The following is a 19537-nucleotide window of genomic DNA, read 5'->3' on the forward strand; positions in this document are numbered from 1 at the left end:
CCCCTTATCATCTTTTCGACGTCAATTTCAGGATAAAAACACTCTACATTCTGATTTTCTAGATGCAACTTTGCTCGTTGCTGATCTCCACGTTTACAACAAAGTAAATACCACTGTTTCATCATTTCTATCCCTGCACCTAACCAGTGCTAATAATATCACGCTATCAAAATGAAAAGAATTTCTACCTTGTATAAAGGCAGCATAGAATGCTGATACACACATCAATAAGATGTTAACTTCATTAACATTGCATAAATAAGATTAAAAAACTAAAAATAAGCACAAAATAAGATAATAAAACCAAAATAGACACTACAATAGATAATGACAACTATGGTTATAGTGAACTCTAGGATAGAACCCCAACTATGTGTAAGGTGTTTCTAAATATTTCAACAACTTACAATGTTAAATAGATCACATTTACTCAAACTCTGTTGCAGTAATTACATTGAGAGAGTATAAATTTAACTACTATAAAAAATTAAAATAAAATTGACTAAAGAGAGCATTATGCCAAATAACAACAAGTTATTAATGGGACACCCTCAAGGGCTTTTCCTACTTTTTGGAACTGAATTATGGGAACGATTCTCTTATTACGCCATGAGGGCGATTTTAGTCTTATATTTAACAGATAGAACCATTAATGGTGGTTTAGGCTGGACCGTTAAGGATGCATTAAGCCTATATGGTACCTATACCGCTCTTATGTATATCACACCACTCATTGGTGGTTGGTTAGCCGATAATTATCTTGGCCAACGAAAATCATTACTTATTGGTGGTTTTTTAATGGTCATCGGCCAATTTACGTTAGCTCTTCCTCATAATACCTTGCCATTCTCGGTTGAGACTCTCTTTTATGTTGGTTTAGGATTCCTCATTGCAGGTAATGGTTTATTTAAACCAAATGTATCCACAATGGTAGGTGATTTATACCAAAATGGCGATCACCGTCGTGATGGTGCATTCACTATCTTCTATATGGGGATCAATTTAGGTTCATTACTGGCTGGTGTTGTTTCTGGTTCTGTTACTGGAATATGGGGATGGAAAGCCGGCTTTGCTGCTGCAGGCATTGGTATGATTATTAGCTTAATTATTCAAACCTTTTTTGCACAACGCTTCTTAGGTGATATAGGTGTTCGCCCTGCCGCACACATTGCAAAAGAAAGAGCAGAAGCAAAAGGAACATCTCATCATGTTTTAAGTAAAGTAGAAACCGATCGTCTAAAAGTTATTATGGTGATGGGATTGTTCGTTATTGTCTTTTGGGCCGGTTTTGAACAGGCTGGTGGCTTAATGAATATATATTCTCAACAATACACAGATAGAATGATTGGTTCATTTGAAGTCCCTGCGGCTTGGTTCCAATCGTTAAATCCATTCTTCATCATTACGTTAGCCCCACTTATTGCTATGCTATGGATAAAGTTAGGTCCTAAAGAGCCAAGCTCTCCAATAAAGTTTGCTCTCGCCTTATTCTTTTTAGCGATTGGCTTTCTTTGCATGGTTGGTGCTGTAATGCAGCAAGGTGGGGACTTAACAATCAAAACATCAATGTATTGGTTAGTCGGCGCCTATTTCTTTCATACTTTAGGCGAATTATGTTTATCCCCTATTGGGCTCTCTTTAGTTACTAAATTAGCACCACTACGCTTAGCCTCTTTAATGATGGGGACATGGTTTGGTTTCAATGCTATCTCAAATTACATTGCGGGTGTTGTAGGCTCTCACGTCGAGAGTTTAGGGGCACTAGACATCTTTGCTGGTATCGCAATTTCGGCAACTATCTCTGGGATTTTACTATTGATGATTTCAGGAACGTTGATCCGCTGGATGCACGGAGCTGAAAAAGCACACTAGTTATATCGTGATAGTTATTTAAGTAATAACGACATGACTAAAACTAAAAAGCCATTTCATCGTATGAAATGGCTTTTTTAGGCAACTATATTATAACTTAATACGGTTCTTATTCTTCTCGATCAATTTTTCACCAATACCTTTAACATTAGCTAATTCATTAATCGTTGTGAATTTACCATTTGCGTTGCGGTAATCTATAATCGCTTGAGCTTTAGATTCACCCACACCGATAAGTAATGTATCTAACTCTTCGATGTCTGCTTTATTTATATTAACAACGATCTCAATACCTTCATGTTTATCAATGGCCTTTTCACTTGCACTTATTACACCGCTAGTAAACAAGCAAAAACTTAATAACAGAGTATTAATAAACACTGACATAACTTTCATTCTCTTCCCTTATCATTTAATGAATGGTAACCATGATGCTGAGACAACAGGAAAATGCTTATCCATTTCAATCATCAAATTTATAGTAGTGGAAGCGATGAATTAGCCCAATGAAGAAAACTTTGCCTTCTTTAAAAACACGACGGGCTCCAATAAGGAGCCCGTCTGATTTACTTATCAATTACATTGAACTAAATTATTGCTCTAATAATGGATAACTAATTTCGGTATTAGATTTAAGCGTATCAAGTGTCGCCGTTAAATCTTGTTGTGTCTGAGTTCTAAGCAGACGAGTACTTACTTGTTCAGCCATTGCGCTATTATCAAGTTCTAGTACGCCATCCAAAGCAACAATGACATTATTACCTTGTCGATCTATTACTTGAGCGTATGTAGGCTTATCAGCAGTCGGTTTTTGTAAACGGTAAACATCGTTAGCAAGTTCATCTGCACGAGTAATCATTCGTGCTTCTGTAAATACTAAGCCTTGCTCTGATAAATATACATCATCGTCTTTATTTAACGCCGTAATTGTATTCTTCGCTAACTCTAATGCTTTTTGCTCACCTTTAGCTTGAGATAAGCGAGTAATAACAGACGCTTTAACCTCTTCTAACGGTAATACCATTTCATCACGAGACTCTTCAACACGAACAACAACTACGTGTTCAGGAGCAATCTCAATAACATCAGAATTTAAGCCATCTTCTTTTACTTCTGCGCTATAAATAGCTTGAAGCACATCACTATTCGCTAGCAATGCTGGTGCATCCGTTTGAGAGAAGAAATCAGAAGTAATTACTTTTGCATTTACTGCTTCAGCAGCATCATCTAGTGAATCAGGAGATTCAAATGCTTTTTCTGCTAATTCTGTTTGCATGCTATAAAAAGCATCTGCAGCGTGCTCATCAACTAAAAACGCTTTAATGTCCGCACTTACTTTAGCCAAAGGCTTAGTTTTTGGTGCTTCAATCGCATCTAATTGAATAATATGATAACCAAATGCAGATTTAACTAAGCCTGAATGATCGCCTACATTAACAAGTTGGAAAGCTGCATCTTCAAATTCAGGATCAATAACACCGCGTTCAATCCAACCTAAAGAACCACCTTCTTTTGCTGTTGGAATATCTTGCGAGTCTTCTTTTGCTACAGTAGCGAAATCTTCACCTGCATCTAAACGAGCAAGAACCGCTTGAGCGTCAGCTTCGTCACCTTTGATAAGGATATGGCTTACTTCACGTTTTTCTTGTGTTGAGTACTTATCTTGATTCTCATTGTAATACGTTTGAATTTCTTCATCAGTAATTGGCGCTTGTGCCTTCAATGATTCACCAGACAATTCAATATAAGAAACTTTAACTTGTTCTGGACGAACAAATTGTTGTTTATTCGCATCATAGTATTCTTTTACTTCTTCTTCAGTCACTTTTGCATTTTTAGCAAATGTCGCTGTATCTAAAGTAATGGTACGAATTTCACGTTGCTGACCTTCAAGTTCACCTTGCGCTTTAACTTCATTACTTAGCGTAAATTCCGTTGATTCTAACGCTGACACTAATTGATTACGAACAAGATCACCACGTAAATACTCAGCGAAGCTGTCTGAAGTGAAACCAGCGCGGCGTAATGAGACATTGAAGATTTCTTCGTCAAACTTTCCATCTTTTTGAAACTGAGGCATAGATAAAATTGCTTGGCGTATTTGTTCATCACTTACACGTAAACCAAGTTCTTGAGCTTGGTTATCGAGTAAAGCATCATTGACCATACGATCTAAAACTGACTTTCGGAATTGCTCTACATACGCGGGGTCACCAAGTAGAGTCGAAAAATATTCGCCCAGTTGAGATTGCATACGGTTGCGTTCATTTTGATAAACTTGTTCAAAATCATTTCGTGTTATTTCACGCTCACCGACTTTAGCCGCTAGAGGTTGACTACCACCGACTAAATAACTACCTACACCTGCAAACACAAATGAGAAAATAATTAGACCGAGAATGATCTTAACAACGAGGCCAGTTGAACCTTCGCGAATTCGATCCATCATAATATGTTTTAGCTCCTAATCACTGAATTGGGATGATAATCCCTAAGAAAACGTTAATTTCTATTGATAGTGAAAATTAAAAATAGTTCAACAAAAGAAAAATTTAACAATAAAAAAGCGCATCATCGGATGCGCCTACGATCAATCACTCTAGTTTACTAGCCTTAACTTGGCTTGTGTAGAGTTTTATCTTTTTTTCGATTAGTTACACGCATCTTTTAATGCTTTACCTGCTTTAAATGCAGGTACTTTTGCAGCAGAAATCTCGATTGCTTCACCAGTCTTAGGATTACGACCTGTACGAGCAGCACGCTCACGAACGATAAACGAGCCGAAACCAACAAGTGTTACTTGATCGCCACTTTTTAGTGTCTCTGTCACTGTTTCAACTAATGCATCTAAAGCACGGCCTGCTGCTGCTTTTGAGATATCTGCATTTTCAGCAATCTGATCAACTAATTGAGATTTATTCACGGTATTCCCCTTTAAATTGTTCATTCATATATTTATTGAATGAGTCCATATATAGTAATTTTGGTGTGAAAAACAAATCACAACACTGTGTCTAACTTAGCTATCTCATTATAAGCTGACAAGTATTTTCGACCTGTCAGCCCTGTTATATCAACGTTTTTTGCTACACATCACTTTTTTGAGACGATTCAAGACTAAAGCCTTGAGGATCATTTTGTAAAGCAAGTGTTAATACCTCGTCAATCCACTTCACAGGATGAACCGAAAGATCAGCAATTACGTTTGCTGGGATTTCTTCTAAGTCACGTTCATTATCTTTTGGAATAATGACAGTTTTAATACCACCACGGTGAGCAGCTAGTAATTTTTCTTTTAAACCACCAATTGGCAGTACTTCACCACGTAATGTAATTTCACCTGTCATTGCAACATCAGAACGAACTGGATTGCCCGTTAAGCTTGATACAAGTGCAGTACACATACCAACACCAGCACTTGGACCATCTTTTGGTGTCGCGCCTTCTGGTACGTGAACATGAATATCACGTTTTTCATAAAAATCAGGATTAATACCTAATTTTTCAGCTCGAGTTCGAACCACCGTCATTGCCGCTTGAATTGACTCTTTCATAACGTCACCAAGAGAACCAGTATAAGCAAGTTTGCCTTTACCAATCATAGATTCCGCTTCAATCGTCAATAGATCACCACCGACCTCAGTCCATGCTAAACCAACAACCTGACCCACTCGATTTTCAGTGTCTGCTTTACCGTAATCACAACGTTGAACACCTAAGAAATCTTTTAGATTATCTTGATTAATCGTTACTTTTTTAATCGATTTATCAAGTAAGATTTGCTTCACTGCTTTACGACATAATTTAGAGATTTCTCTCTCTAAGCTACGTACACCAGCTTCTCTAGTGTAATAACGGATAATTCCCATAATGGCTGAATCATCGATTTGAATTTCATCTTCTTTAAGACCATTACGCTTTACTTGCTTCATCAATAAATGATTTTTAGCTATGTTTAGCTTTTCGTCTTCGGTATACCCAGATAAACGAATCACTTCCATACGGTCAAGCAATGGGCCTGGAATATTCATAGAATTCGATGTTGCAACAAACATGACATCAGATAAATCGTAATCAACTTCTAAATAATGGTCACTAAATGTGCTATTTTGCTCTGGATCCAACACCTCAAGAAGTGCAGAGGCTGGATCACCGCGCATATCAGAAGACATTTTATCAATTTCATCTAATAAGAAAAGTGGGTTTTTAACCTCAACTTTTGACATTTTTTGAATTAATTTACCAGGTAAAGAACCAATATACGTGCGTCTATGACCACGAATCTCAGCTTCGTCACGAACGCCACCAAGTGCCATTCGTGTATATTTACGCCCTGTCGCTCTCGCAATAGATTGCCCTAATGATGTTTTACCAACACCAGGAGGTCCAACTAAACAAAGAATCGGACCTTTAAGTTTAGTCACTCGACTTTGAACCGCTAAATACTCAAGAATACGTTCTTTAACACGTTCTAAGCCATAGTGGTCAGCGTTTAGGATCTCTTCTGCTTTAGCTAAGTCTTTTTTGACTTTAGAGCGCTTAAACCAAGGCACACCAACCATACAGTCAATGTAGCTACGAACCACGGTTGCTTCTGCTGACATCGGAGACATCATCTTTAGCTTCTGTAATTCTTGTTCCGCTTTTTCTTGCGCTTCTTTTGGCATTTTAGCGTCTGCAATTTTCTTTTGCAGAGCTTCAAATTCATCAGGAGCGTCATCTAAGTCGCCCAGTTCTTTTTGAATAGCTTTCATTTGCTCATTCAAATAGTACTCACGCTGACTCTTTTCCATTTGTTTTTTAACGCGGCCACGAATGCGTTTTTCAATTTGCAGAAGGTCTATTTCAGACTCCATCATGCCCATCAAAAACTCTAAACGAGCGATCACATCAATCAACTCTAACACTTCTTGCTTATCAGCAAGCTTTAGTGGCATATGAGCAGCAATGGTATCGGCTAAACGCGCGGCATCTTCAATACCACTCAAAGAAGTCAGAACTTCTGGTGGGATCTTTTTATTCAGTTTGATAAAACCATCGAATTGATTAATTGCAGAACGCATAATCACTTCTTGTTCAGCATCATCAATTTCAGGGGTAACTAAAAATTCGGCATCCGCAGTAAAAAAATCTGCTTCTAAAAATTGATGTATTTTTGCACGCTGCTGACCTTCAACTAATACCTTTACAGTACCATCAGGCAACTTCAATAGTTGCAAAATAGTCGCGATAGTACCAACACTGTGCAGGTCATCTAGTTGCGGCTCTTCTTTAGCGGCTTCTTTTTGTGCCACAAGCAAGACTTGTTTGTTCTGCTCCATTGCAGCTTCTAAGCAACGGATGGATTTTTCACGGCCCACAAATAGTGGAATAACCATATGCGGATACACCACTACATCTCGTAATGGCAGAACTGGTATCTCAATGCGCTCGGAACGCTCCAGGTTCATATTCTTCTCTCTCTCCGTCAGTATCTATAGAAATAATATGGGGGCAAGTAGCTAAGATTCAACATTATTTTAAATTAAAAAATAAAAAAGGAGGCCAATGCCTCCTTTTTGTCTGTTTATTAGCTAAATTACACTATTCTGCAGATATTGCTTTCGTTTCTGTATTTTCAAACATCAACAATGGTTCTGACTCACCGTTAATTACAGACTCGTCGATAACTACTTTAGAAACACCTTCTTTAGATGGTAATTCATACATAGTATCTAATAATATCGCTTCTAAAATTGAACGAAGACCACGAGCACCTGTTTTACGGCTCATTGCTTTTTTAGCAATTGCTCTCAAAGCATCTTCACGAAATTCTAATTCAGCACCTTCCAAATCAAATAACGCAGCATATTGCTTAGTTAATGCATTCTTAGGTTGACTTAAAATTTGGATCAACGCTTCTTCATCTAATTCAGTTAATGTCGTGGTTACTGGTAAACGACCAATAAACTCTGGAATTAAACCGAATTTAATTAAATCTTCAGGCTCAATTTGCTTCAATAAGTCACCGACGGTTGCTTTGTCATCTTTAGAACGAACATCAGCAGCAAAGCCAATACCCGTGCCAATTGCAACTCGTTGTTCAATTACTTTATCTAAGCCTGCAAACGCACCGCCACAAATAAATAAAATCTTAGAAGTATCTACTTGTAAGAATTCTTGTTGTGGATGTTTACGTCCACCTTGAGGTGGTACTGATGCAATTGTACCTTCAATCAATTTCAATAATGCTTGCTGAACACCTTCACCAGAGACATCACGTGTGATCGATGGGTTTTCAGACTTACGAGAAATTTTGTCAATTTCATCGATATATACAATGCCACGTTCCGCTTTTGCTGGATCGTAATCGCATTTTTGTAGCAGCTTTTGAATGATGTTTTCTACATCTTCACCTACATAGCCGGCTTCTGTTAATGTGGTTGCATCCGCCATAGTAAACGGAACATCCAAGAAACGAGCTAGCGTTTCAGCAAGTAATGTTTTACCACTACCTGTTGGTCCGATAAGTAGAATATTACTCTTACCAAGCTCAACGCCATCTTTTGTAGTATCGCCATTACGTAAACGCTTGTAGTGATTGTATACCGCTACCGCTAATACTTTTTTAGCATGTTCTTGACCAATAACGTACTCATCTAGATGACCACGAATATTTTGCGGTGTTGGTAGTTCTTCACTGCTCTCTTTTGGAGACAGAGTATTATCTTTTAGCTCTTCGCGAATAATGTCGTTACATAAATCAACACACTCATCACAAACATAAACAGAAGGACCTGCAATTAGTTTACGAACTTCATGCTGGCTTTTTCCGCAAAAAGAGCAATATAGTAACTTTCCACTATTTTCGTCTTTACGCTTGTCTGTCATTTGCTAACCTCTTAAACGTTGCCTTTATGCTGTAAGTCTATACCAACTTACCTTCTTTGCTGTAAACGTTACTGCTTTTTTATTAATTAGTCACGCTTATTTAGCACAGCATCTACAAGACCATATTTCACTGCATCATCTGCAGCCATGAAGTTATCACGATCTGTATCTTTTTCGATCACTTCTAATGGTTGGCCTGTATGCTCAGCAAGTAATGTATTCAATTTCTTTTTAATCGTTAAGATTTCTTGCGCATGAATTTGAATATCAGATGCTTGGCCTTGGAAACCACCAAGTGGTTGGTGAATCATCACACGAGAATTAGGTAATACATAACGTTTACCTGGTGCGCCACCTGCAAGTAAGAAAGCACCCATAGAACATGCTTGACCCATACATACCGTACTTACATTTGGCTTAATGAACTGCATGGTGTCATAGATAGACATACCTGCAGTAACTGAGCCGCCTGGAGAGTTAATATATAGGAAGATATCCTTATCAGGGTTTTCAGACTCAAGGAAAAGCAACTGTGCCACAACTAGGTTGGCCATGTGATCTTCAACTTGACCTGTTAAAAAGATAACACGCTCTTTTAACAGACGGGAATAAATATCATACGAACGCTCACCACGTGAAGTTTGTTCAACAACCATAGGAACAAGTGCATCCATAATAGAAGGCATTGCATTGTTTTCTTGATAGCTCATAACCGTATCCCTTATAAAATAAATGGTCCGAATGACGCTTCATTCGAACCATTATTAGCAGATCTTTTGAAACTAAGTCAACTACTTAATTAATTTTAAATTAAGCTGGTTGTTGATTCATTAGTTCGTTAAAGCCAACCGCTTTTTCAGAAACTTGCGCTTTAGCTAAGATAGCATCAATCGCTTGTTCTTCTAGAGCAACATTACGCATGTTGTTCATCATTTGTTCGTTGCCTTCGTAGTAAGCAACAACTTCAGTTGGATCTTCGTAAGCAGAAGCCATTTCGTTGATAAGTGCTTTTACTTTCTCATCGTCAGCTTTTAGTTCTTCAGTTTTGATTACTTCACCAAGAAGAAGACCTACAACTACACGACGCTTAGCTTGTTCTTCGAACAATTCACGTGGAAGCTCAGGAGCTGAATCAGCGTTGCCGCCAAAACGTTGAACTGCTTGTTGACGTAAAACTTGAACTTCTTGATCGATAAGAGCAGAAGGTACGTCAATGTTGTTTTGTTCAACTAGGCCATTGATTGCTTGTTCTTTGATCTTGTTTTTAACTGTTTGAGCTAATTCACGCTCCATGTTCTTACGAACTTCAGCTTTAAGACCTTCAACGCCGCCTTGAGCACCAAACTTAGTTACGAACTCATCGTTCATTTCTGGAAGTTCACGAGCTTCAACTTTAACTACTGTAATAGCAAATTCTGCAGCTTTACCTTTTAGGTTTTCAGCGTGGTAATCTTCAGGGAAGTTAACATTGATAGTTAGTTCGTCGCCTGCTTTCTTACCTTTGATACCGTCTTCGAAACCAGGGATCATACGACCTTGGCCCATTTCTAGAGGGAAGTTATCTGCTTTTCCGCCTTCAAATAGCTCACCATCGATAGAACCAACAAAGTTGATTGTAGCGCGAGTGCCATCTTCAGCCGCAACGTCAGCATCTGACCAAGTAGCTTGTTGCTTACGTAACGTTTCTAGCATTTCTGCTACGTCTTCGTCTTTAACTTCAACTTGTGGTTTCTCAACAACAACTTTGTCTAGACCTTGAAGTGTTACTTCTGGGTAGATTTCAAATGTTGCAGTGAATACTAAATCTTGGCCTTCAGCAAATTCAACTGGTGCAAATGTTGGAGCGCCTGCTGGGTTGATTTTGTCTTTAACGATCGCTTCAATGAAGTGACGTTGCATAACTTCACCCATTTTATCGTGACGAACAGCACTGCCGTACATTTTAGCAACCATCTTCATTGGAACTTTACCTTTACGGAAGCCATCAAAACGACGATTTTTAGCGATGTTACGAAGCTCTGCATTTACAGCATCTTCAATGTTTGCAGCAGGAACAGTAATAGTTAGAACGCGCTCTAGGCCTTCTTTAGTTTCAACGGTAACTTGCATGTTTATATAAACCTCAAAATCGACTCAGGTTCTCTGAGTTTGCGACAAAAAATACGTGTCGCATCCTTGCGTTACAGGCCTAATAAAATAGAAACCGTAACCCCTATGATTCGTGATACCAAACTTGGGTATCTTTCTTCTATCTGCTTATCTTAATAATAAGTAGATCGCGTATTTCATTGAATAAAATACGACATTTAGCCAAGTGGCAAAATAAGACGCGATATTGTAGCGATCTGACCCATCTATGTCGAGGCTCACTACACACGTAGATAATCTTTAATAAGAAATTGGGCAATGAGTAGTATTTTTCAACCCTTTTAAACGCTTTTTTTTCTAAAAAACGAGGTTAACTACGTGAAATCTTACTACTGACAATAGCTGCCATCATCTCAATATGTAATTCATCGTCATTTAAACAAGGAATAAAGGTGTATTTTTCACCACCAGCTGTCATATAAATTTCTTTACACTCTTCAGACAACTCTTCAAGTGTTTCTAAACAATCAACAGAAAACGCAGGGCTAATAATATCTAATGATTTTATCCCTTTTGGCGCCAGTTCTTTTAATGTTTCAGAAGTATAGGGTTGCAACCATGCTTCTCGACCAAAACGCGACTGATAACTCATGCCAATTTGTTCTGAGTTTAAGCCAAGCTCTTCAGCAAGTAATTCTGTCGTACGTATACAATGTTCAGCATAAATATCCCCATTATCAACGAAACGCTGTGGGATACCATGATAAGAACATAACACATAATCCCCTTTTCCTTTTTCTTTCCAAGAAAGGCGGATCGACTCTGCAAGTGCTTTTATATAAAGTGGGTGATCGTGGTAATTATGAACCATCGTAAAATTAGGCAACACCGACGTTGTTTTATATTGCTTACCGATTTGGTCAAAAACAGCCGCCGTTGTTGTTCTAGAATATTGTGGATATAACGGTAAAATGATTATCTCATCACAACCCTGCTCTTCTAATAACTCAATTCCAGACTTAATCGCAGGTTGACCGTAAGTCATGCCCAAAGCGACAGGAAGAGAAAGACGATCTTGTAATGCGCTCACTTGACGTTGTGAATAAACCATTAATGGTGAACCGTCTTCCATCCAAACACTCTGGTATAGCTTTGCAACTTTAGGAGCTCTAATCGGTAGAATCACCCCATGAAGCAAAGGGCACCAAATAAAACGGTTCATATCAACAACTCTCTTATCATGTAAGAATTCTGATAAAAACGTTTTTATTGCCGCTGCTGTTGGCGCCGTAGGTGTACCTAGGTTAACTAATAGCACCCCTGCTTTTTTATTATTCACTGTTATTATCCATTATTGTCTATAAAAAAAGGCGACCAATAAGGCCGCCTTCAATATAACAATAAATGATGACTTAGGTAAGATTACGAAAGTGCTTTTTCGATCTCAGCACTCACTTCTGTTACTAATTTAGTACCATCAAATTTAAGATATTCTGTTTTACCTGCTTCTGCTTCTTTAGTGTAATAAGCAATCAGCGGTGCAGTTTGCTCATGGTAAACACCTAAACGAGCAAGAACTGTTTCTGGTTTATCATCTTCACGAATAACAAGCGGTTCGCCAGTTACATCATCTTGTCCTTCAACCTTAGATGGGTTGAACGTAACATGATAAGTACGACCAGAAGGAAGATGAGCACGACGACCAGACATACGCTCAACAATCACTTCGTCAGCAACGTCAAACTCAAGAACGTAATCGATTGATACGCCATTTTCTTTTAGGCCATCTGCTTGAGGGATCGTACGAGGGAAACCATCTAATAGGAAACCTTTAGCGCAATCTTCTTGAGCAATACGCTCTTTAACAAGACCAAGAATGATCTCATCAGAGACAAGTTGACCCGCATCAATTACTGATTTCGCTTGTTTGCCCATTTCAGTGCCCGCTTTAATCGCTGCACGTAGCATGTCACCTGTAGATATTTGTGGAATACCAAATTTATCCATGATGAACTGAGCTTGAGTACCTTTACCCGCACCTGGTGCACCTAAAAGGATGATACGCATTGTTTTCCCCTTAAAAATTTATTTCGGAATTTATACCAAACCTTACAAACTAAAAATACGCACGGCATTTCAATTTATAAATTTAGGTATAAGTTTTATTTCTAAAAATAAGCCGTGAAAGATACACGGAACTGAGAACGCTATCAAGTTTGAGATGAAAATAGCAAAACCGAACCGAGTAAGAATGTAACTAATCCCAATAAAAAACAATGAGACCTTAGTGCACTATTGTCACTCAAGATCTCATTAATTTTACTATTTACGGTTATATCTCAATTACTTTGATAATAACTGATTCATTGCACTTAGAAATTGTGATGGATCATCTAAAGAGCCGCGCTCTGCTAGCATCGCTTGACCAAGTAGCATTTCAACCCAACGGCCAAATGCTTCTTCATCCGCTTCATCTGCCATTTGCTTAATCAGGGCATGCTCAGGGTTAATTTCAAAAATGTACTTCACTTCTGGCGCCGCTTGACCAGCCGCTTCTAAAAGTTTCGCCATTTGTGTACCCATTTCAAAATCATCGGTAACAACAACGGCTGGCGTAGTCGCTAATTTAAACGTAGTACGAACCTCTTTAACACGATCACCTAAGTAAGCTTTTGTACGTTCAACTACTGACTTAAATTCTTCTGCTGTTTCTTTTTGTTTTTCTTTTTCCGCTTCGTTTTCAAATTTGCTTAAATCCAAACCAGCTTTGGTAATTGATTGGAATTGTTTGCCATCAAATTCAGTTAAGTAGCTCATTAGCCACTCATCGATGCGGTCATACATTAAGACAACTTCAATGCCTTTTGCTTTGAATTGCTCTAAGTGTGGGCTATTTTTCGCAGCCGCATAGCTATCAGATGTTAGGTAGAAAATCTTATCTTGATCTTCTTTCATGCGCTCAACATAACTCGCAAGGCTAATCGCTTGTTCTGAGCTGTCTTTATCAGTAGAAGCAAAACGTAGTAGGCCTGCAATTTTATCTTTATTGGCGAAATCTTCAGCCAAACCTTCTTTTAATACTTGCCCAAACTCTTTCCAAAAAGATAAATATTTATCATTATCTTTTTTAGCTATCTTCTCAAGCATACTTAATACACGTTTTGTACACGCACCACGTAATGATTGAGTCACTTTGTTGTCTTGAAGTATTTCGCGAGAAACATTCAGAGGCAAATCATTCGAGTCGATTAATCCTTTAACAAAACGTAGGTAACTCGGCATGAACTGCTCAGCATCATCCATAACAAACACGCGTTGAACATAAAGTTTCAGACCACTTTTATGATCACGATTCATCATATCAAACGGAGCTTTAGCTGGAATATACAATAAGCTAGTGTAGTCGTTTTTGCCTTCTACTTTATTGTGGCTCCACGTCAATGGATCAGCAAAGTCATGAGATACATGCTTATAAAACTCTTGGTATTCTGCGTCTTCAATTTCTGATTTATTACGAGTCCAAAGCGCTTGAGCTTTATTTACTTGCTCCCACTTACCTTCAGTCTCTTTTCCTTCTTCGTCTTTTTCAACAGTCCAAATAGAAACCGGGATGCCGATGTGATCTGAATATTTACCAATCACTTCTTTTAGACGCCACTCACTTAAGAACTCTTTACCTTCATCACGCATGTGAAGAATAATGTCGGTCCCACGAGATTCTTTAGTCACGTCTTCTATTGTGTAATCGCCTTCGCCTTCAGAGTGCCATTGCACAGCCTGATCTTTTGCTGCACCAGCAACACGAGTACGAACCGTTACCGCATCTGCGACAATAAATGCAGAGTAGAAACCAACGCCAAACTGACCGATAAGTTGAGAATCTTTACTTTGATCTTCTGACAATTTTGAGAAGAAATCAGCCGTACCAGATTTCGCGATCGTGCCCAAATGTTCAATAACATCTTCACGACCCATACCAATACCATTATCTGAAATGGTCAGAGTATTTGCTTCAACATTAAACGAAATTTTCACACCTAAATCTGCATTTCCTTCGTATAAATCGCCGTTTGATAACGCTTTAAAACGTAATTTATCTGAAGCATCTGATGCGTTTGAAATAAGCTCACGTAAAAATATTTCTTTATTTGAATATAAAGAATGAATCATTAGATGAAGTAGTTGTTTAACTTCTGACTGAAAGCCGCGTGTTTCTTTGTTATTAATAGTTTGTTCGCTCATCTATAAAACTCCAAAAAAGGATAATGTTTATTAACTTGATAAAGTAATAAGGGCATAAAATATCAATTCAAGGTAAACCAATGTAAAAAACGGTGTTTTTTTGCTTTTTTTATACTATAAAATGCGTAATGATAAGTTTTGACATAAAATAGACATTCTAAAAATGATACTTGGATATCATTATCGAGAATCACACTACTGAGTTAACAACCAATGAATATAGAAAATAAAAAAATCATTATTGGCAACCGGTTCCTATTCGATCCAAACGATAATAGTCTCATCGATACATTAAATGATGATGAAATCCTTCGCTTGGGTGGCAATGAAAGCCGAGTTTTAAGCCTACTTATTCAAGAACCAGGGAAGGTTGTTAGTCGTCACGAATTACATGAATATGTATGGAGAGATCAAGGTTTTGAAGTAGATGATTCAAGCCTAACACAAGCTATTTCTACGTTAAGAAAAATGCTACAAGATCCAACAAAACTGCCTTTATACGTAAAGACAGTGCCTAAACGTGGATATCAATTCATTTCAACAGCAATACCTCAAGCGACGTCAGAAACAGAAGAAAGTAATCCCTTTGAAAGCGAGCTTCAACAAAGTGAAGTTTTAATCGTTGAGGAATCGATTACGTCAAATGAACCAGCGCCTATTACAGCTGAACATTCTGACAAAAAAGCATCTGTAGACTCTGATGTTGTAGTGGTAAAACCTCAAGCACACTTATCTTTATTAGGTACTATTACCTTAATTTTTGCTTTTATATTGCCGATTATTGCTTACATCAACCATACACCAAAATCAGACGCATTCGTTCAAATCGCGAGTTATGATAATACGCCGGTATTGATTCCAGTAAATCACCCAAATATAGACCAATGGAAGCCATTAATTGAACGATGTATTGTGTCGTATAACTCGAAGCATACTGACTTGTTAAAGCCGATTGAAGTCATTGCAACGGGTGGTAAGCCAAACCAAATCACCCTTAACTATATTCATAGTAGTGAATACAGCGATCAGAGTATTAGTGTTCGTTTAATGATAAATCAGAAAGAGGTGGATAATATATGTGGTTAAACAAAGAGCAGATGCCTCTCATAAAGCGCTTCTTTCCTCTTGCGTTACTTTTACTCTCTATTTTAGGCAGTGCTTGGTTTTATTGGGCAAGTGACAGTAAAGTGGAACAATTACTGACCTCTAAAGAATGGCAAAGTATGAGAACCATTCGTATTGATACTAACTACGAAGACATGGGGCCTCTCAAACGAGCGGATATTCGCTCTAATGTCGTTTATCTTCCAAATAAGACTTACTCTAAATCATCAAACCTCACGCTTTTCAGTCCATCTGATGATAAGCAACAACCATTGACGATAAATGTCATGGAGACAGGGAATTGGGATTACAGCGGTGACTATTTATTGATTGATCCTACTGAATTTAAAGATGTTACTTCAAACGATAATAAAGAGTTCACAGGTTCTCAAAAAGAACTCATTATGCGTGTATTTAGAATGGACGCACAGCAAAGTAAACGTGTTGATGTACTAAATGATAAGACATTATTGCTTACTAGCTTAAATTACGGCTCAGATATTCTGTTCTCTCATTAAGTAAGTTTGCTTAGCGTATAAAAAAAGAAGCCCTCATTGGCTTCTTTTTTTATATCAAGGACTTAAGACGACAAATCGATTGAATTCAATGTATTGCCATCAAAATCATAAACAGATAACGTCAACTCATCCAATAAACCATAACTAGGCTTTTTTCCTACAATGCGCGGAAAAGTCGTTGAACCAGGGTTAAAAATAATGTGTTCACCCTGCCACTCAGCAACCGTTATATGTGTATGCCCATGAGCAATAATGTCGCCTTTTCTCAGAAGAGGACGTTTTTCTGCATTATAAATATGCCCATGAGTTAAAAATATTTTTTGTCCCGTTGGTAACAACACAATATGGTAGTCGGCCATGATAGGAAACGATAACAGCATTTGATCGACCTCACTGTCACAATTCCCTCTTACTGCAATGATAGACTCGGCATGTTCATTTAATAATTCGGCCACTGCAATTGGATTATGCCCTTCAGGCAATGGATTTCTTGGCCCAAAATTAATTAAATCACCCAGTAAAATTAAATGTTCAGCTTTAGAAGCCAAAAAAAGCTCAATAATGCGCTGAGTCGCCGGTAAAGAGCCATGTAGATCAGAAGCAAAAAATAATTTCACGTGGTGTCCTAGATTAATAATACACATAAATAACGAGATTAATTATAAAGGAAAATTACATGAAAGTTGCCAATCAATAAACTCGATTTATACTTAGACTATTGGATGTTCGAAATATCTTGCAGGAAACGAGATGAAAATACTAATTACAGGCAGTACCGGGTTAATAGGAAAAAAATTATTAGACCATTTAAAAGGTCATCATTTAGTCTTACTTACTCGTAATATAAAAAAAGCACAAACAGCATTAAATCATTTAGCATTACCTCATGCTGATTTCATTTCTGATCTGTCTACGCTTTCTCATTTAAATGATTTTGATGCCATCATCAATTTGGCGGGGGAACCCATTGCCGATAAAAAATGGACCAACAAACAAAAAAGAACCATTTTAAATAGCCGTTGTGAGCTAACCCATGCATTAACTCAATTGTGTTTGGCGTCTTCAACACCACCTCGTTGTTTTATTTCTGGCTCTGCGGTGGGTTATTATTCTGATCAAGGAAGCAACGACATTGATGAATCAACCGTTATCTCTAGTAATGATTTCGCTCATCGTGTTTGTAAAGAATGGGAAGACGTTGCCTTAAAAGCAAACAATGAAGATACACGGGTCTGTATACTCAGAACAGGCGTTGTTTTATCAACATCAGGCGGAGCTCTTAAGAAAATGCTTTTTCCTTATCAATGTGGTGTTGGCGGCCCAATAGGTAAAGGCGCACAATATATGTCATGGATTCATATCGATGATATGGTTTATGCAATCTTATTTCTATTAGAGCACGAGAAAAGTCAGGGTATTTATAACCTCACTGCCCCACACCCTGTCACTAATAAAGAGTTTAGCCAAACGCTCGCAAGTACATTAAAACGACCACATTTATTAGTAACACCAACGTTAGTGATAAAAATTCTTTTAGGAGAAGCTTCTGTACTTCTTACGGATAGTCAACGGATTAGACCTAAACGACTCGTAAACGAAGGATTTAAGTTCCGTTACTCTAGGATTGAATCAGCATTAAAGCATCTTTTAGACTAAACCATTACCATTCCTCTCATTGCAATATCGTCATTTTGGCGTCATTATTTTCTTTCTTAGTTTGGTTTTTATCGACTTACATGGGTAGTTACGTCAGTAATTATCCATTCATGCAAAGGAAGCAATGAATGCAACGCGCTATTTTTATCACTGGTTGTTCAACTGGCATTGGTTACACCACAGCTCATCAGCTCTCAAAACATGGTTTTCATGTCATTGCTTCATGCCGTAAAAAAGAAGACGTTTTACGATTGCAAAATGAAGGATTAACGTGCTTACACTTAGATTATTCGGACTCAGAGAGCATTTCTCTGGCGGTCAGCGAGTTATTAACACTTACTGATGGAAAGTTGTACGCTTTATTCAATAATGGCGCGTATGGACAAGCGGGTGCACTGGAAGATCTGCCTAGAGAGGCACTAAAAGAGCAGTTTGAAGCAAACTTCTTTGGTTGGCATCAGTTAGTAATAGAGTTACTACCAATAATGAGAAAGCAAGGCTATGGAAGGATCATACAAAACAGCTCAGTACTTGGCATTGTGGCGATGAAATTCCGTGGTGCATACAATTCTTCAAAATTCGCAATTGAAGGTTGGAGCGATACATTACGTTTAGAGTTAATGCAGACTAATATTCAGATCAGTTTAATTGAACCCGGTCCTATCGAAACAAACTTTAGACCTAATGCATTGAAAGCATTTAAAAAATGGGTAACTATCGAGAATAGTCCACATAAAGAAAAATACCTCATGCAACAACAGCGATTAGAGAAAGAAACCTCCGGAAGTGCCTTTGTACTCCCTCCTGAATCCATTATGTCACCGCTGCTTCATGCACTTAATAGCAAAAAACCTAAAGCACGATATAGAGTTACCTTTCCTACTCATTTATTTGCAATATTAAAACGAATATTACCAACTAAGTGGTTAGATATGATCTTAAATAAGAGTGACTAATGTCATATTTTAAGTTTGTTTCAACCAAATAGAGAAGAAATATAAAAAAAGAACAATAATGTAATATTAGTGTCACATTGCAAGATTATATTTATTCCTATCCAGTCGTTAGTGTTTTTTCGGGGGGAATATGACGCTAGGAAAAATCAACTGGATCTGTGTGAGTGTATCCGTTGCGGTATTCATACTGATCTAACTGTTACTTTCGCTTACGATAGACAAGCCATTATG

The 19537-nt window shown here is 37.8% G+C and carries 17 protein-coding genes; 5 read left to right on the plus strand and 12 right to left on the minus strand.

Annotated elements, in window-relative coordinates:
* On the minus strand, positions 1-122 hold a 122-nt coding region (locus tag AACV33_RS16865), incomplete at its 3' end, for a transcription termination/antitermination NusG family protein (protein ID WP_304503140.1).
* Between the two features lie 394 nt (positions 123-516).
* Between AACV33_RS16865 and AACV33_RS16870 the strand changes: the two genes are divergently transcribed.
* Positions 517-1872: a peptide MFS transporter gene (locus tag AACV33_RS16870; protein WP_017022417.1), complete on the plus strand. Its 1356-nt coding sequence runs from the start codon at positions 517-519 to the stop codon at positions 1870-1872.
* A 90-nt stretch (positions 1873-1962) separates the two neighbouring features.
* On the opposite strand, the gene AACV33_RS16875 is transcribed toward AACV33_RS16870, so the two are convergent.
* The 10 genes from AACV33_RS16875 to htpG form a co-directional block, all read right to left on the minus strand.
* Positions 1963-2259 (minus strand): ComEA family DNA-binding protein, encoded by a 297-nt coding sequence (locus AACV33_RS16875; RefSeq protein WP_023603607.1) that lies wholly within the window; start codon positions 2257-2259, stop codon positions 1963-1965.
* Between the two features lie 205 nt (positions 2260-2464).
* Entirely contained in the window at positions 2465-4321 is a 1857-nt protein-coding gene (gene ppiD / locus AACV33_RS16880; RefSeq protein ID WP_182700451.1) for a peptidylprolyl isomerase, read from the minus strand.
* A gap of 201 nt (positions 4322-4522) precedes the next feature.
* Entirely contained in the window at positions 4523-4795 is a 273-nt protein-coding gene (locus tag AACV33_RS16885) for an HU family DNA-binding protein (protein ID WP_023603608.1), read from the minus strand.
* Positions 4796-4958: 163 nt separating this feature from the next.
* A complete protein-coding gene (lon, locus tag AACV33_RS16890) occupies positions 4959-7322 on the minus strand; it encodes an endopeptidase La (RefSeq protein WP_065611339.1) in 2364 nt (787 codons plus the stop codon).
* Between the two features lie 133 nt (positions 7323-7455).
* Entirely contained in the window at positions 7456-8742 is a 1287-nt protein-coding gene (gene clpX / locus AACV33_RS16895) for an ATP-dependent protease ATP-binding subunit ClpX (RefSeq protein WP_017022413.1), read from the minus strand.
* 86 nt (positions 8743-8828) lie between these two features.
* A complete protein-coding gene (clpP, locus tag AACV33_RS16900) occupies positions 8829-9452 on the minus strand; it encodes an ATP-dependent Clp endopeptidase proteolytic subunit ClpP (protein ID WP_012549607.1) in 624 nt (207 codons plus the stop codon).
* Positions 9453-9552: 100 nt separating this feature from the next.
* Positions 9553-10851 carry a trigger factor gene (tig, locus tag AACV33_RS16905; protein ID WP_065611341.1) on the minus strand — a complete coding sequence of 433 codons (1299 nt, stop codon included), beginning with the start codon at positions 10849-10851 and terminating at the stop codon, positions 9553-9555.
* A 349-nt stretch (positions 10852-11200) separates the two neighbouring features.
* Entirely contained in the window at positions 11201-12169 is a 969-nt protein-coding gene (gene hemH, locus AACV33_RS16910) for a ferrochelatase (RefSeq protein ID WP_182700452.1), read from the minus strand.
* Positions 12170-12252: 83 nt separating this feature from the next.
* Entirely contained in the window at positions 12253-12897 is a 645-nt protein-coding gene (gene adk / locus AACV33_RS16915) for an adenylate kinase (protein WP_017022411.1), read from the minus strand.
* Between the two features lie 276 nt (positions 12898-13173).
* The gene (gene htpG / locus AACV33_RS16920; protein ID WP_065611344.1) at positions 13174-15072 is read right to left on the minus strand and encodes a molecular chaperone HtpG; all 1899 of its coding nucleotides are present in this window, start codon (positions 15070-15072) and stop codon (positions 13174-13176) included.
* Positions 15073-15285: 213 nt separating this feature from the next.
* Here htpG and AACV33_RS16925 point away from each other — a divergent pair, with 213 nt between their 5' ends.
* Both AACV33_RS16925 and AACV33_RS16930 read left to right on the plus strand, forming a co-directional pair.
* Positions 15286-16158, plus strand: coding sequence for a winged helix-turn-helix domain-containing protein (locus tag AACV33_RS16925; RefSeq protein WP_017022409.1), 873 nt, complete (start codon positions 15286-15288; stop codon positions 16156-16158).
* Positions 16149-16694: a regulatory protein ToxS gene (locus tag AACV33_RS16930; RefSeq protein ID WP_023603611.1), complete on the plus strand. Its 546-nt coding sequence runs from the start codon at positions 16149-16151 to the stop codon at positions 16692-16694. The genes AACV33_RS16925 and AACV33_RS16930 overlap by 10 nt, the downstream gene beginning before the upstream one ends.
* Before the next feature lie 62 nt (positions 16695-16756).
* On the opposite strand, the gene yfcE is transcribed toward AACV33_RS16930, so the two are convergent.
* Positions 16757-17311 carry a phosphodiesterase gene (gene yfcE / locus AACV33_RS16935; RefSeq protein WP_023603612.1) on the minus strand — a complete coding sequence of 185 codons (555 nt, stop codon included), beginning with the start codon at positions 17309-17311 and terminating at the stop codon, positions 16757-16759.
* Between the two features lie 133 nt (positions 17312-17444).
* Between yfcE and AACV33_RS16940 the strand changes: the two genes are divergently transcribed.
* Positions 17445-18350 (plus strand): TIGR01777 family oxidoreductase, encoded by a 906-nt coding sequence (locus AACV33_RS16940; protein WP_182700453.1) that lies wholly within the window; start codon positions 17445-17447, stop codon positions 18348-18350.
* A gap of 128 nt (positions 18351-18478) precedes the next feature.
* Positions 18479-19306, plus strand: coding sequence for an SDR family oxidoreductase (locus AACV33_RS16945; RefSeq protein WP_182700454.1), 828 nt, complete (start codon positions 18479-18481; stop codon positions 19304-19306).
* Positions 19307-19537 lie beyond the last annotated feature (231 nt).

The sequence above is a fragment of the Aliivibrio sp. SR45-2 genome (assembly GCF_963890165.1).
GTDB lineage: Bacteria > Pseudomonadota > Gammaproteobacteria > Enterobacterales > Vibrionaceae > Aliivibrio > Aliivibrio salmonicida.

What these genes read in the sequence shown, in the direction of transcription:
- AACV33_RS16925 (WP_017022409.1), top strand. Translation starts at nt 15,286, where the DNA reads ATGAATATAGAAAATAAAAAAATCATTATTGGCAACCGGTTCCTATTC.
- AACV33_RS16945 (WP_182700454.1), top strand. Translation starts at nt 18,479, where the DNA reads ATGCAACGCGCTATTTTTATCACTGGTTGTTCAACTGGCATTGGTTAC.
- ppiD (WP_182700451.1), bottom strand. Translation starts at nt 4,321, where the DNA reads ATGATGGATCGAATTCGCGAAGGTTCAACTGGCCTCGTTGTTAAGATC.
- htpG (WP_065611344.1), bottom strand. Translation starts at nt 15,072, where the DNA reads ATGAGCGAACAAACTATTAATAACAAAGAAACACGCGGCTTTCAGTCA.
- AACV33_RS16870 (WP_017022417.1), top strand. Translation starts at nt 517, where the DNA reads ATGCCAAATAACAACAAGTTATTAATGGGACACCCTCAAGGGCTTTTC.
- adk (WP_017022411.1), bottom strand. Translation starts at nt 12,897, where the DNA reads ATGCGTATCATCCTTTTAGGTGCACCAGGTGCGGGTAAAGGTACTCAA.
- tig (WP_065611341.1), bottom strand. Translation starts at nt 10,851, where the DNA reads ATGCAAGTTACCGTTGAAACTAAAGAAGGCCTAGAGCGCGTTCTAACT.
- AACV33_RS16875 (WP_023603607.1), bottom strand. Translation starts at nt 2,259, where the DNA reads ATGTCAGTGTTTATTAATACTCTGTTATTAAGTTTTTGCTTGTTTACT.
- lon (WP_065611339.1), bottom strand. Translation starts at nt 7,322, where the DNA reads ATGAACCTGGAGCGTTCCGAGCGCATTGAGATACCAGTTCTGCCATTA.
- AACV33_RS16940 (WP_182700453.1), top strand. Translation starts at nt 17,445, where the DNA reads ATGAAAATACTAATTACAGGCAGTACCGGGTTAATAGGAAAAAAATTA.
- clpP (WP_012549607.1), bottom strand. Translation starts at nt 9,452, where the DNA reads ATGAGCTATCAAGAAAACAATGCAATGCCTTCTATTATGGATGCACTT.
- clpX (WP_017022413.1), bottom strand. Translation starts at nt 8,742, where the DNA reads ATGACAGACAAGCGTAAAGACGAAAATAGTGGAAAGTTACTATATTGC.
- AACV33_RS16930 (WP_023603611.1), top strand. Translation starts at nt 16,149, where the DNA reads ATGTGGTTAAACAAAGAGCAGATGCCTCTCATAAAGCGCTTCTTTCCT.